Origin of the sequence: Pseudomonas sp. B2M1-30, assembly GCF_025447575.1 — a bacterium.
GTDB classification, from domain to species: domain Bacteria; phylum Pseudomonadota; class Gammaproteobacteria; order Pseudomonadales; family Pseudomonadaceae; genus Aquipseudomonas; species Aquipseudomonas botevensis.
The window spans coordinates 163,683-177,907 of the sequence record NZ_JAOEJT010000001.1 but is presented as its reverse complement, the minus strand read 5'-3'; the positions used below and the strand labels follow the sequence as shown (position 1 = coordinate 177,907).

Below are 14,225 nucleotides of genomic sequence, written 5' to 3'. Positions count from 1 at the left end.
TAATGACGCCGACGCAATGGCGCCGATCACATCTGACAGCAAAAAGTGTTCCTTGAGGCTTCGCACTCACCACAAATCCTGAGATCGACAGCAAGTTTCTGTGGGAGCGGGCTTGCTCGCGAAAGTGGCAGGGCATTCAACACGGGTGTCGGCTGACACACCGCTTTCGCGAGCCAGTGGTGATCGGCTGCGGCCAAGGAATCAGACGTACTGCGCCGCCGCGTAGCCCGAGGCCCAGGCCCACTGGAAGTTGAAGCCCCCCAGATGCCCGGTGACATCGAGCACTTCGCCGACAAAATACAGCCCCGGGCTTTTCAGCGATTCCATGGTCTTGGACGACACTTCCCGGGTATCGACGCCCCCCAGGGTGACTTCGGCGGTGCGATAGCCTTCGGTGCCGGCCGGGACGACCTTCCAGCAGCCGAGTTTGTCGGCGATCTCTGCCAGTTCGGCGTGGGTGTACTGCTTCATCGGCTTGGAGACGAACCAGTTGTCCGCCAGCAGGTTGGCCATCTTCTTGGTGAAGATTTCCCCGAGCAGGGTTTTCAGTTCGCTGTTCGGGCGCTCGGCCTGTTGCTGTTGCAGCCAGCCTGCCGCGTCGTGATCCGGCAGCAGGTTGATCTCCACCGTGTCGCCGGATTCCCAGAACGAGGAAATCTGCAAAATCGCCGGGCCGCTGAGGCCACGGTGAGTGAACAGAATGTTCTCGCGGAAACTCTGGTCGTTGCAGCTGACCAGGCAATCCACCGAGGTTCCGGATAGCTCGGCGCACAAGTCCTTGAGCTGGTCGGTGATGGTGAACGGCACCAGGCCGGCGCGGGTCGGCAGCAGTTCGTGACCAAACTGCCTGGCGACCTGATAACCGAAACCGGTGGCGCCCAGGGTCGGGATCGACAGACCACCGGTGGCGATCACCAGCGACTGGCACTGGATCTGGCCGAGGGTGGTATCGAGCAGGTATCCGTTTTCGACTTTCTCGATGGTCTGGATCGAGGTGTCCAGGTGCAGGTTGACGCCAACCTGATCGCACTCGTCGAGGAGCATGCCGAGAATGTCGCTGGATTTGTTATCGCAGAACAACTGGCCGAGTTTTTTCTCGTGATACGGCACGCCGTGCTTGGCGACCATGCCGATGAAATCCCACTGGGTATAACGCGCCAGTGCGGATTTGCAGAAGTGCGGGTTCTGCGAGAGGAAATTGCCCGGTTCGGTGTACATGTTGGTGAAATTGCAGCGGCCACCGCCGGACATCAGGATTTTCTTGCCGGCCTTGTTCGCATGGTCGAGCAGCAACACCTGACGTCCACGCCCGGCGGCAGTCAGTGCGCACATCAAACCTGCGGCGCCAGCGCCAATGATCACGACTTCGGTAGAGCGCAAAACGGTGTCCTCTTGGTGACTCGCCACAAAACGGATTGTGGGAGCGGGCTCGCTCGCGAAGGCGGTGCGTCATTCGACATTGCTGTCGACTGACCGATTACCTTCGCGAGCAAGCCCGCTCCCACATTTGATCTCTGTCGGGCAGCAGATCAGTTACAGCACACGGACGCGCAGCGAGCGGCCCTTGATCTTGCCGTTGTTCAAACGCTGCAGGGCCTGCATGACCACGGTGCGTTCAACCGCCACGTACGACTGGAAGTCGAAGATCGCAATCTTGCCGACCTGGGCGCCGGGGATGCCGGCGTCGCCGGTCAGTGCGCCGAGAATGTCACCCGGACGCACCTTGTCTTTACGCCCGCCAGCGATGCACAGCGTGCTCATCGGTGGCTGCAGGGGGGCGCCGCCCTGGGACTTGAGGTTTTCCACCTGATCCCAGTTCAGCGGCGCTTTTTGCAGTTGTTCGATCGCTTGCGCGCGGTGCGCTTCGGAAGGCGCGACCAGGCTGATCGCGATGCCTTTCTCGCCCGCACGACCGGTACGGCCGACGCGGTGAATGTGGATTTCCGAGTCCCGGGCCAGTTCGACGTTGATCACCATGTCCAGCGCATCGATGTCCAGACCACGGGCGGCGACGTCGGTGGCGACCAATACCGAGGTGCTGCGGTTGGCGAACATCGCCAGCACCTGATCGCGGTCACGCTGTTCCAGATCGCCGTGCAGGCCGACGGCGGAAATGCCCTTGGCGGTCAGGTGATCGACGGTTTCCTGGACTTGCTGCTTGGTGAAGCAGAACGCCACGCAGGAGGCCGGACGGAAGTGGTGCAAGACTTTGGTCACGGCACCCATGCGTTCTTCCGGGGAAATCTCGTAGAAACGCTGTTCGATCTGCGTGTCGTCGTGGAAGGTTTCGACCTTCACTTGCTGCGGATCGCGCATGAACTTGGAGGCCAGTTGCTTGATGCCCACCGGGTAAGTGGCAGAGAACAGCAAGGTCTGACGACGTTCCGGGGTCTGCTGGATGATGTCTTCGATGGCGTCGTAGAAACCCATGTCGAGCATGCGGTCGGCTTCGTCGAGGATCAGCGTGTTGAGGCCGTCGAGAACCAGCGAACCCTTGCGCAGGTGCTGCTGGATGCGCCCCGGCGTGCCGACGATGATGTGCGCGCCGTGTTCCAGCGAACCGATCTGCGGACCGAACGACACGCCGCCGCACAGGGTCAGGACTTTGATGTTGTCTTCGGCGCGGGCCAGACGACGGATTTCCTTGGCGACCTGATCGGCCAGCTCACGGGTCGGGCAGATCACCAGGGCCTGGCAACCGAAGTAGCGCGGGTTGATCGGGTTCAGCAAACCGATGCCGAACGCGGCGGTCTTGCCGCTGCCGGTCTTGGCCTGGGCGATCAGGTCCATCCCCTTGAGGATCACCGGCAAGCTTTGCGCCTGGATCGGCGTCATCTGGGCATAACCGAGGGAGTCGAGGTTAGCCAGCATGGCGGCAGACAGCGGCAAAGTATTAAAAGCGGTGGCGATGGTGGTCACGGGACTGGCCTGCAAAACAAAATGTCGCGCAGTGTAGCAGCCCCGTGCCACTTTCCTCGAAAGTTCTGGACGAAGTGTGGTTCGACCCCGTGGGTCAGTGCTCGATATGTTGCTCCGGGCTTCTGACGCGGCGCCCGTCGTTCTTGGACAGTTGCGAGAAAATCGTCGCCGCCAGCATCGCCATGATCCCCACCGTGACAAAGGTCAGCTGGAAGGCGCCGAGGACGGTTTCGACCCCGTCGTTGCCGATCTCCGCCGTGAACCCGCCGAGCAACGCACCGGCGCACGCCACCCCGAGGCTCAGCGACAACTGCGCCACCACCGACAGCAGGCTGTTGCCGCTGCTGGCGCTGGCGTCGTCGAGGTCGATCAGGGTCACGGTGTTCATCGCGGTGAATTGCAGCGAGTTGATCGCCCCGAGAATCGCCAGCAGGCACAGCAGCAGCCAGTACGGTGTCTGCTCGCTGACCAGGCCCATGCTCGCCAGCATGATCCCCAGCGCCAGGGTGTTGCCGGTGAGGACGATGCGATAGCCCAAGCGTTCGATCAGCGGTCGCGCCACCCACTTGGCGATCATCGCCGCTGCCGCCAGGGGCAACATGCTCATCCCGGCCTGCGCCGGTGAATAGCCCAGCGCTACTTGCAGCAGCAACGGCACGAGGAACGGCAGGGCGCCGCTGCCCAGGCGGGCGAACAGATTGCCGAGGATGCCGACGGCAAACGTGCGGGTCTTGAACAGCGAGGGTGAAAACAGCGGGTTTTCGATGTGCCCGGCGCGCAGCCAGTACGCCGCCAGGCACGCCATGCCGCCGAACAGCAACAACATCACCCGCAGGTGCGGCAGGTGCAGTTCGCCGAGGCCTTCCATGGCGATGGTGATCAGGATCATCGCCGCGCCGAACAGCAGGAAGCCCAGGCTATCGAAACGTGTGCGCTCGGTGCCGCGCAGGTCGGGAATGAACTTCCACACCGCATAGCAACCGATGACACCCACCGGCAGGTTGATCAGGAAGATCCAGTGCCAGGTCAGAAATTGCACCATCCAGCCGCCCATTGTCGGGCCGATCAGCGGGCCGAGCAGGCCGGGGATGGTGATGAAGCCCATGATCCGTACCAGTTCCGAGCGCGGGTAGGCGCGCAGCACCACCAACCGCCCGACCGGCAGCATCAGCGCGCCGCCCAGGCCCTGGATGATTCGCGCCCCGATGAGCATGGTCAGAGTGCTCGACAAGGCGCAGAGCAGTGAGCCGAGGCTGAACAGCAGGATCGCGCCGAAGAAGATTTTCTTGGTGCCGAAGCGGTCGGCGATCCAGCCCGAGGCGGGAATCAGCAGGGCCACGGTGAGCATGTAGGCGATGATCACGCCTTGCATACGCAACGGGTCTTCGGCCAGATCCCGGGCCATGGCCGGCAGGGCGGTGTTGAGGATGGTCCCGTCAAGGGATTGCATGAAGAACGCGATGGCCACGACCCACGGCAACCAGCGGGCGGTGATGGCATCGAGCGGCGGGCGGTTGGGCATGGAACCTCTGGCGGTAATCAGAAAACCGAACCCGGAGTGAGCAAGCCTGCTCCCTCCGGGTCTTGTGTTTACAGGGTCAGGGTCAAGCGGCTGACCAATGCCCCCGGTAACAGCGCCGATGAAGTGTTGCGCTGGCCGTAGGTGCTGGCCGACAGCAGCAACTCACGCTCGGCGGTCAGGGCTTCCAGTTGCGAGCCGAGCAGGCTGTAGGCGCTGTCGTCGAAGCGCATGGTGCTGACCGGTGCCTGGATCTCACCGTTCTCGACCCAGAACGTGGCGAAGCGGGTCATGCCGGTCAGGCGCGCCGCCGGTTGATCCGAGAAGTTCAGATACCACAGGTTGCTGATGTACAGCCCGGTGCCCAGTTGCTTGAGAATGTCCGCCTGCGGTAACTCCCCGGCGGCCATGTTCAGCGCGCTCGGCGCTTCACCGCCGCTGGCGCCGTTGGCCGTCAGGCCGTACTCGGCGGCGCTGCGCGAGCCGACCAGTTGCTCGCCGGCCTTGCCTTCGATGATCAGTTGCAGGTCGCTGCGCGGATAACCTTCGCCGGAAAACGTCGGGCTCAGGGAGTCGCTGACTTTCTCATCGAGGGACACCAGCGGGCTGAACGCCTGATCGCCGGCATAGAGTTTTTGCAGCGGACTGCTCTTGCTGGCAATCGACTGCGCGGAGAACCCGCCCCAGCACAACATGCCCATGATTTCTTCCAGCGCAGCCGGTGCCAGATAGGCGCGGTATTGTCCCGGCGGCAAGGTGCGCAGCGGTCGGCCGAGGAACGCCAGTTGCTCGCGGGCCTGACGGAAGCGCTCGGCGAAACCCTCGCTGCTCCAGTCGTGCCCGGCGTAGCTGGCCTTCACCGCTTCGCCGTTTTCGTGGAACAGGCTGAAATCGAAATTGAAGCTGTTGGCCTGATGCCAGCCGAACGCCCCCGAAGAACTGGCGAAACCCCGGGCGATCGGGCCGGCCGCGTAGATGCCGACCAGATCAAGACCTTCCGCTGCCTGGGCGATCTCGGCGACCACTGCTTCGGTGTCCGGCAGCGGATGGGTCTGCACATCCTTGCTCTGCCAGCCGCTGTGGTTGAGCAGCAGATACGGATCCTGCGGCAGCAGCGGCAGGGTTTCACGCAATTGCTGCAGGCCCTCGGCGAGGCGTTGCAGATCGGTTTCCGGCTCGCCGGACAAGGTGATTTGCAGGTCGGCGTGACGACCGTCGTCGATCAGCTTCAGGCTGATGCCGGCCTGCTGCACTTGCCCGGCCTGACGCACCTTGGCGTGGTTGAAACGCACGAATGCCGAAGACTCGCCGGCATAGCTGACGGTGAACTGTTCCGGCTCGCGGATGCTGTCGCGCAGCCAGTTGACCAGAACCTTGAATGCGTCGCTCTGACTCTTCACGCTAGCCATCAGGCGTCTCCCCCAAATACATCAACATGACTGAACACGCAGGCCGGCGAAGCGTGGCCGACGCGGATCACCTGATTCGGTTCGCCCTTACCGCAGTTCGGCGTGCCCAGCACCCGGGTGGTGCCGGCGTTGCCGACCGCGCGCAGGCTCTTCCAGAAGTGCGCGGAGATGCCCCGGTAGTTGGGATTTTTCACCACGCCCTTGAGTTCACCGTTTTCGATCAACTGGCCCCATTCGCAGCCGAACTGGAATTTGTTGCGCGCGTCGTCGATCGACCACGAGCGGTTGGTGCTCATCAGAATGCCGTTTTCGATGCCCTGGATCAGTTGCTCCAGCGGCTGGTCGCCCGGCTCGATGTTGAGGTTGGCCATGCGGTCGATCGGCGCGCGGTTCCAGCTCGAGGCGCGACTGTTGGCGACGCCGTCGAGGCCGGCGCGGAACTGCGACAGCGCGCCGCCGAGCGGGCGCAGCAGCAGGCCTTCGCGGATCAGGAATTGTTTGCTGGCGGCGCTGCCGTCGTCGTCATGGCCATAACTGGCGAGCTCTTCGGGAATGCCCGGATCGAAGGTCACGTTGAGCAGTTTCGAGCCGTATTGCAGGCTGCCGAAGTCGCTGGTTTTGACGAAACTGGTGCCGGCGTAGTTACGCTCATCGCCGAGAATCCGGTCGAGTTCCAGCGGGTGTCCGATGGACTCGTGGATCTGCAGCATCATCTGATCGGGCATCAGCAGCAGGTCACGCGGGCCTTGCGGGGTGTTGGGTGCGAGCAGCAGTTGCAGCGCCTGATCGGCGACTTGCGGACCGGCGCCAATCAGACCGCAACGGCTGATCACGTCGGCGCCGCCCTGCTGGCCGAAGTTCTCGCGGCCGAGGCTGCGGGTCTGGCTGTCATTGCCGTCGTAGGCGGTGACGTCCAGGCCCGGATAGACAAAGCGCTGGGCCTGGCGCAATTCGGCCCCGGCGCTGCTCAGGTAGATCTGCTCGACGTGGGTGATGCCGATGCTCACTTCCCAGTTCACCAAGCGCTCATCCTTGGGCACCGAGGCGGACTCCGCGCCGAGCAGCTCGAAGCATTCGCTCAGGGACGGGAAAGGTTGTTCGACGTTCGGTGAAAAGTAATCGGCGCGGTCGCTGGAGACGGGCTGGTCGCGCAGGTCGAGCAGGGCGTGGGGCTTGATCCGCCGGGCCTGCTGTTCGGCACGCTCGAGGGCGGCCTGCAGGCCTTGCTGCGACAGGTCATTGGTGGCGGCGTAGGCTTCGACGCCGTTGACCCGCACCGTAAGCATCGCACCTTCGTCGCGGCTCAGGCTCGGAGGTTCGGCGACGTTCTTGCGCACCGACAGATACTGCCCGGACTCGCGCACATACCGCAGGGAAAAAAACTCGGCGCCCGTGCGCAAGGCAGCGAAGCGCTGCTTGAGCTGGGGGTGAAAATCGAACATTCGGGGGAACCTCCTTGTAATGGAGTGGCGGCAGAGCGACAGCGGGGAGAGGTGGAGCGATTGCGCGAGGACTAGAGTAGGCCTGCGTAGGGGTAGGATCAAGTGAAGAGGCGGTGTAGGAAGGTTTACTGCTGAGGGCGGGAAGAGGTGGGCTGATTTCGCTGGCCCGTTCACGAGCAAGCCCGCTCCCCCAAGAGATTCGTGTCGTTCACGAATCAAATGCGGGAGCGGGCTTGCTCGCGAAGGCTGCGCCTCGGTGTTACGACTTACTGAGCAACAGCGCTCACATCACGCAACGCCTTGCCTTTGACCGGTGCATCGCCGGCCACGTAGTAGGCGGCCTTGCTGCGCGGCAGCGGCTGGCGGCCACGGATCTTGTCGGCGATTTTCTCGGCCATCATGATCGTCGGCGCGTTCAGGTTACCGGTGGTGATGATCGGCATGATCGAAGCATCGACCACCCGCAGACCCTGCATGCCATGCACGCGGCCCTGACCATCGACCACGGCCATGTCGTCGGTGCCCATCTTGCACGAGCAGGACGGGTGGAACGCGGTTTCGGCGTGCTCGCGGATGAACTTGTCCAGTTGCTCATCGGTTTGCACTTCGATGCCCGGGCTGATTTCGCGGCCACGGAAAGCGTCCAGTGCCGGCTGCTGCATGATTTCACGGGTCAGGCGGATGCCGTCGCGGAATTCCTGCCAGTCCTGCTCGGTGGCCATGTAGTTGAACAGGATGCTCGGGTGCTGGCGCGGATCCTTCGACTTGACCTGGATGCGGCCACGGCTCGGCGAACGCATGGAACCCATGTGCGCCTGGAAACCGTGTTCCTGCACGCCGTTGCTGCCGTTGTAGTTAATCGCCACCGGCAGGAAGTGGTACTGGATGTTCGGCCATTCGAACTCTTCGCGAGTGCGGATGAAACCGCCGGCTTCGAACTGGTTGCTGGCGCCGATGCCGGTGCCGTTGAACAGCCATTCGGCACCGATGGCCGGCTGGTTGTACCAGAGCAGCGACGGGTACAGCGAGACCGGTTGGGTGCAGGCGTATTGCAGGTACAGCTCAAGGTGGTCCTGCAGGTTTTCGCCGACGCCCGGCAGGTCGTGAACCACCGGAATGTCGAGGCTTTCCAGCAGTTTCGCCGGGCCGACGCCGGAGCGTTGCAGCAGTTGTGGCGAAGCGATCGCGCCGGAGCAGACGATGACTTCCTTGCGTGCCTTGACTTCGACACGCTCTTCGGCCGCGCCCACCAGATAACGCACGCCGACCGCACGCTTGCCTTCGAACAGAACCTTGTCGGTCAGGGCGTGGGTGACGATGGTCAGGGTCGAACGCTTTTTGGCGGTGTCCAGGTAACCCCGGGCGGTGGAAGCACGACGGCCCTTCGGCGTCACGGTGCGGTCCATCGGGCCGAAGCCTTCCTGCTGGTAGCCGTTCAAGTCTTCGGTGCGCGGGTAACCGGCCTGCACGCCGGCTTCGACCATGGCGTGGAACAGCGGGTTGTTGCCGGCTTTCGGCGTGGTCACGCTGACCGGGCCTTCGCCACCGTGGTAGTCGTTCGGGCCGATGTCGCGGGTTTCCGCCTTGCGGAAGTACGGCAGGCAGTCGAGGTAGGTCCAGTCTTCCAGGCCTGGCAGTTTCGCCCAGCCGTCGTAGTCCATCGCGTTGCCACGGATGTAGCACATGCCGTTGATCAGCGAGGAGCCGCCCAGGCCCTTGCCGCGACCGCACTCCATCCGGCGACCGTCCATGTGCGGCTCGGCATCGGTTTCGTAGGCCCAGTTGTAGCGACGGCCTTGCAGCGGGAATGCCAGGGCGGCCGGCATTTGCGTGCGGAAGTCCATGCGGTAGTCCGGGCCACCGGCTTCGAGCAGCAGGACGGTGACGCCTGCGTCTTCGGTCAGACGGGTCGCCAGGGTGTTACCGGCCGAGCCGGCACCGACGATGATGTAATCGAATTCTTGGGACATTGAATGCACCCTCTTTGAAAGTTGGTCAGGTCAGACAGCCGGCGCTTCCCGAGCGGGAGCGGCGATCAGACATGCCCGCGAAGGCGGCTTCGCGGGCAGCGCACGATGGCGGGTCTTAGAACACCGAGACGTAATCGCCCAGTTCGACCTGTACCGATTTGATGCGTGTGTAGTTGGTCAGCGAGCTGATGCCGTTCTCACGACCGACGCCCGACTGCTTGTAACCGCCGACCGGCATTTTCGCGTCGGATTCGCCCCAGGCGTTGATCCAGCAGATACCGGCTTCCAGTTGATGAATCACGCGGTGGGCGCGGTTCAGGTCGCGGGTGACGATACCGGCGGCGAGGCCGAAGTCGGTGTCGTTGGCGCGACGGATCACTTCTTCTTCGGTTTCGTAGGTCAGGATCGCCATGACCGGGCCGAAGATTTCTTCACGCACGATGGTCATGTCGTCGGTGCAGTCGGTGAACACGGTCGGCGCCACGAACGCGCCCTTGGCGAATTCGCCATCGGTCAGACGTTCGCCGCCGCACAGGACGCGGGCGCCTTCTTCTTTACCCTTGGCGATGTAGCCCAGCACGCTTTCCATGTGCGCGAAGCTGACCAGCGGGCCGAAGTTGGTGTTTTCGTCTTCCGGGTTGCCGATGCGGATGCGTGCAACGCGCTCGACGATCTTGGCTTCGAAAGCGGCTTTCAGGTGGCTCGGCACGAACACGCGGGTGCCGTTGGTGCAGACCTGACCGGAGCTGTAGAAGTTGGCCATCATCGCGGTGTCGGCGGCGCGATCCAGGTCGGCGTCGTCGCAGATGATCAGCGGGGACTTGCCGCCCAGTTCCATGGTCACGTCTTTGAGCGAGGACGCCGAAGCGCTGGCCATGACTTTCTTGCCGGTGTCGGTGCCGCCGGTGAACGAGACTTTCTCGATGCGCGGGTGCTCGGTCAGCCAGGTGCCGACTTCACGGCCGCTGCCGGTCAGGACGTTGAACACGCCGTTCGGCAGGCCGGCTTCGGTGTAGATCTCGGCCAGTTTCAGGGTGGTCAGCGAGGTGACTTCGCTTGGCTTGAAGATCATCGCGTTACCGGCGGCCAGGGCCGGTGCGGATTTCCACAGGGCGATCTGGATCGGGTAGTTCCACGCGCCGATACCGGCCACCACACCCAGCGGCTCGCGACGGGTGTAGACGAATGCGGTGTCACGCAGCGGGATCTGCTCGCCTTCGATGGCGGGCACCAGGCCTGCGTAGTATTCCAGCACGTCGGCGCCGGTGACGATGTCGACGTATTTGGTTTCGGAGTAGGCCTTGCCGGTGTCCAGGGTTTCCAGGGCGGCCAGCTCATCGTTGCGCTCGCGCAGGATGTCGACGGCGCGACGCAGGATGCGCGAACGCTCCATGGCGGTCATCGATGCCCAGATTTTCTGGCCCTTTTCGGCGCTGACGACAGCGCGCTCGACGTCTTCCTTGGTCGCACGCTGCACTTGTGCGAGGACTTCACCGTTAGCCGGGTTGATGGCTTCGAAGGTGGCATCGCTGCCAGCGTCGGAGTACGCGCCATCGATGTAGAGTTTTTGCAGTTCGAAACGGGCCATAAAGTCCTCGCAAGTGCATAAGTGGTTGGCGTTTACCACTGAGGGTGAGGCCGTTGCAGCGAAGGCTTCACCGGTCGGTGGCGGTTCAGGGGCCGAGCGTTTTCTGTGTGCTCTAGCTCACCTTCTTGGCCAATTGGAAATCCATGTATTCGTAAGCGATCTGTTGCGCCTGCGCCGTGTCGAAAGCGTCTCCCGACAGCGCGCCACGCAACCACAAGCCATCGATCAAAGCTGCCAGTCCACGGGCGGCGCTGCGCGCTTGTTCGAGCGGCAACACACGGCGGAACTCGCAGCACAGGTTGGAATACAGACGGTGATCGTTGATCCGCTGCAACCTGTGCAAAGACGGCTGGTGCATGCTGGTGGCCCAGAAGGCCAGCCAGGTTTTCATTGCCGGGCCATTGACCTGGCTGGCGTCGAAGTTGCCTTCGATGATCACCTGCAGATGAGCCCGGGGGCTGTTGTCTGCCAGCGCCTGACGGCGCGCGGTGACGTTCTCGCTGAGGACGCTCATCAGATACCGCATCGTGGCGGCGATCAGGCCATTCTTGTCCTGAAAATAGTGACTGATGATGCCATTCGAGACACCGGCCAGACGGGCGATCAGCGCAATGCTGGCGTCCCCCATTCCGACCTGATCGACGGCCAGCAAAGTGGCTTCGATCAGTTGTTGGCGGCGGATGGGTTGCATACCGACCTTGGGCATCTTGCACATCTCCTTAGGCCTTCCGGCAGACGAAAAACGGCTACCGGATTGAGGGCCAGTCTATTTTGTTTTGATTGAACGTTCAATCAACAAAGAATAAGATCTGCGACAAATCGTCGCTGCCTACAGATTTTTCCCACTTGTAGATGGCGATAAACCGACATCCGAAAATGCTCGAAACCTGCGCGGGGCAAGGCGCGGTTCGACGTTCGATGGACGTGTTGAAAGGGCAAGACGCTCGCGGCCAGGTTTCGGATGAACGTCCCGACCTCGGCCACGACGACGATTCGCGACGCCATCTCTGCAGGTTCGGGCTTTTTTCGGGGTGTCTTTATATCACCCGCCGGTCGGCTGCCAACTAACCGATTGGTCGGGTTCCGTGTTGCCTTGTGTTCTTCTCTCGCACTGCCTGGAGCATTTGTGCCATGAGTTCTGCCTCGCTAATAAAGACCCCGCCCGAGAAGGTGACGGTCAACGGTTGGGTGTTTTACACCTCGACCGCGCTGATTCTGTTGTTGACCGCCATTCTGATCATCGCCCCGCAAGAGGCCGGCAGAATGCTGGGAGTGGCCCAGGCCTGGTTGTCCCGCAGCTTCGGCTGGTACTACATGGTGGTGATCGCCGCTTACCTGGTGTTCGTCGTGGGCCTGGCGTTTTCTTCCTACGGCAAGCTCAAGCTGGGCAGCAAGGATGACACCCCGGATTTCAGCTACGGCGCCTGGGCGGGGATGCTGTTCTCGTCGGGTATCGGCATTTCGCTGCTGTACTTCGGCGCTTCCGAGCCGCTTGACCACTACTTCAACCCGCCGGAAGGCGCGTCGGCCACTAACCTGGCGGCACGTCAGGCGGTGCAACTGACTTTCCTGCACTGGGGTCTGCACGGCTGGGCGATCTATGCTCTGGTCGGTCTGGCCGTGGCTTATTTCGCTTACCGTCACAACCAGCCGCTGGCGCTGCGTTCGGCGCTGTATCCGCTGGTCGGCGAGCGTTGGGTCAAGGGCGGTGCCGGTCACGCGGTGGACGGCTTCGGCATGTTCGTGACCCTGCTGGGTCTGGTGACCAACCTGGGGATCGGCTCGCTGCAAGTGTCGTCGGGTCTGGAAAACCTGTTCGGCATGGAGCACAGCAACACCAACCTGCTGATCGTGATCATCGTGATGAGCACCGTGGCGACCATCGCTGCCGTGTCCGGCGTGGAAAACGGCATCCGCCGTCTGTCCAACCTGAACATCATTCTGTTCAGCGGCCTGCTGATTTTCGTCCTGCTGTTCGGCCCGACCCTGCACCTGCTCAACGGCTTCGTGCAGAACATCGGCGACTACCTCAACGGCGTGGTGCTGAAGACGTTCGACCTGTACGTGTATGAAGGCGACAACGCCAAGTCCGACCGCTGGCTGGGCCTGTGGACCCTGTTCTACTGGGCATGGTGGATTTCCTGGGCACCATTCGTGGGCATGTTCATCGCGCGGATTTCCCGTGGTCGCACCGTGCGTGAACTGGTGGCCGGTGTGCTGCTGATTCCGCTGGGCTTCACCCTGGCGTGGCTGTCGATCTTCGGTAACTCGGCGCTGGACCTGGTGATGAACCAGGGCGCGGTGGAACTGGGCAAGACCGCGCTGGAACAGCCGTCGATGGCGATCTACCAGTTGCTTGAGCATTACCCGGCGTCGAAGGTGGTGATCGGTGTTTCGATCTTCGTCGGTTTCGTGCTGTTCCTGACCCCGGCCGACTCCGGCGCGGTGATGATGGCCAACCTTTCGTGCAAGGGCGGCAACGTCGACGAAGACGCCCCGCACTGGCTGCGGATCTTCTGGTCGGTGGTAATCACCCTGGTGACCATCGGTCTGTTGTTCGCCGGTAACTTCGAAGCCATGCAGACCATGGTCGTGCTGGCCGGCCTGCCGTTCTCGGTGGTGCTGGTGTGCTTCATGTTCGGCCTGCACAAGGCGATGCGCCAGGACGTGCAGATCGAACAGGAGCAGGCGCAACTGGCGGAACGCGGTCGTCGTGGTTTCAGCGAGCGTCTGACGCAACTGGATCTGCAACCGAGCCAGTCGGTGGTTCAGCGTTTCATGGACAAGCATGTGACGCCGGCACTGGATGACGCGGCGGCGCAGATGCGTGCGCAGGGGCTGCAAGTGCAGACATTGCTGGGCAAGTCCAAGCGCTGCATGGGTGTGCGGGTGGAGATGGAGGAGGGCAACCCGTTCGTCTACGAAGTGAGCCTGGACGGCTATCTGGCGACCCCGACCGAATCGGCCCAGTCCGATGAAGCGCGCCAGCGTTACTACCGCGCCGAGGTGTATCTGCACAACGGCAGCCAGGATTACGACCTGATGGGCTTCACGCAGGATCAGATCACGCGGGATGTGCTCGATCAGTTCGAAAGCCATCGGCAGCTCCTTGGCCGGGTCTATAGCTAAAGTCAAAAGCCCCCTCACCCCAGCCCTCTCCGGGGGGAGAGGGAGCCGATCGAGGTGTCTGGTGTTGCGCATCGACCTGAAAGATCGAGTCGATTATGGATTCGGTGAAGCAAGATCAGGTCGACGTATATCTGCAGCATCCCCCCAATCAGTTCCCTCTCCCTCCGGGAGAGGGCTAGGCGGGCGGCGTTCCGATGAGGGGCTTTTCCCTGACCCAATAAAAAAGGGATCGCTCACCGCGATCCCTTT

General features: G+C 62.5%; 9 protein-coding genes. 1 reads left to right on the top strand and 8 read right to left on the bottom strand.

Annotated elements, in window-relative coordinates:
- Positions 1-201 precede the first annotated feature (201 nt).
- The 8 genes from N8H74_RS00745 to betI form a co-directional block, all read right to left on the bottom strand.
- Complete coding sequence (locus tag N8H74_RS00745; protein WP_262145839.1) at positions 202-1,380, bottom strand: NAD(P)/FAD-dependent oxidoreductase; 1,179 nt, start codon at positions 1,378-1,380, stop codon at positions 202-204.
- 153 nt (positions 1,381-1,533) lie between these two features.
- Positions 1,534-2,871 (bottom strand): ATP-dependent RNA helicase DbpA, encoded by a 1,338-nt coding sequence (gene dbpA / locus N8H74_RS00740; protein WP_262146235.1) that lies wholly within the window; start codon positions 2,869-2,871, stop codon positions 1,534-1,536.
- Positions 2,872-3,013: 142 nt separating this feature from the next.
- Positions 3,014-4,441 carry a multidrug transporter subunit MdtD gene (mdtD, locus tag N8H74_RS00735; protein ID WP_217829489.1) on the bottom strand — a complete coding sequence of 476 codons (1,428 nt, stop codon included), beginning with the start codon at positions 4,439-4,441 and terminating at the stop codon, positions 3,014-3,016.
- A 68-nt stretch (positions 4,442-4,509) separates the two neighbouring features.
- Positions 4,510-5,847 carry a TldD/PmbA family protein gene (locus tag N8H74_RS00730; RefSeq protein WP_217829490.1) on the bottom strand — a complete coding sequence of 446 codons (1,338 nt, stop codon included), beginning with the start codon at positions 5,845-5,847 and terminating at the stop codon, positions 4,510-4,512.
- Complete coding sequence (locus N8H74_RS00725; RefSeq protein ID WP_217829491.1) at positions 5,847-7,289, bottom strand: TldD/PmbA family protein; 1,443 nt, start codon at positions 7,287-7,289, stop codon at positions 5,847-5,849. Before N8H74_RS00725 ends, N8H74_RS00730 begins: the two co-directional genes overlap by 1 nt.
- Before the next feature lie 266 nt (positions 7,290-7,555).
- The gene (gene betA / locus N8H74_RS00720) at positions 7,556-9,259 is read right to left on the bottom strand and encodes a choline dehydrogenase (RefSeq protein WP_262145837.1); all 1,704 of its coding nucleotides are present in this window, start codon (positions 9,257-9,259) and stop codon (positions 7,556-7,558) included.
- 115 nt (positions 9,260-9,374) lie between these two features.
- Entirely contained in the window at positions 9,375-10,847 is a 1,473-nt protein-coding gene (gene betB / locus N8H74_RS00715; protein ID WP_217829493.1) for a betaine-aldehyde dehydrogenase, read from the bottom strand.
- 112 nt (positions 10,848-10,959) lie between these two features.
- On the bottom strand, positions 10,960-11,553 hold the full coding sequence (betI, locus tag N8H74_RS00710) for a transcriptional regulator BetI (RefSeq protein WP_262145836.1): 594 nt from the start codon (positions 11,551-11,553) through the stop codon (positions 10,960-10,962).
- Positions 11,554-12,035: 482 nt separating this feature from the next.
- Between betI and N8H74_RS00705 the strand changes: the two genes are divergently transcribed.
- Positions 12,036-13,976, top strand: coding sequence for a BCCT family transporter (locus N8H74_RS00705; RefSeq protein ID WP_262146234.1), 1,941 nt, complete (start codon positions 12,036-12,038; stop codon positions 13,974-13,976).
- Positions 13,977-14,225 lie beyond the last annotated feature (249 nt).

Excerpts from the sequence above, each read along its gene's own strand:
- betI (WP_262145836.1), bottom strand. The coding sequence starts at position 11,553 with ATGCCCAAGGTCGGTATGCAACCCATCCGCCGCCAACAACTGATCGAA.
- betA (WP_262145837.1), bottom strand. The coding sequence starts at position 9,259 with ATGTCCCAAGAATTCGATTACATCATCGTCGGTGCCGGCTCGGCCGGT.
- N8H74_RS00730 (WP_217829490.1), bottom strand. The coding sequence starts at position 5,847 with ATGGCTAGCGTGAAGAGTCAGAGCGACGCATTCAAGGTTCTGGTCAAC.
- betB (WP_217829493.1), bottom strand. The coding sequence starts at position 10,847 with ATGGCCCGTTTCGAACTGCAAAAACTCTACATCGATGGCGCGTACTCC.
- dbpA (WP_262146235.1), bottom strand. The coding sequence starts at position 2,871 with ATGCTGGCTAACCTCGACTCCCTCGGTTATGCCCAGATGACGCCGATC.
- N8H74_RS00725 (WP_217829491.1), bottom strand. The coding sequence starts at position 7,289 with ATGTTCGATTTTCACCCCCAGCTCAAGCAGCGCTTCGCTGCCTTGCGC.
- mdtD (WP_217829489.1), bottom strand. The coding sequence starts at position 4,441 with ATGCCCAACCGCCCGCCGCTCGATGCCATCACCGCCCGCTGGTTGCCG.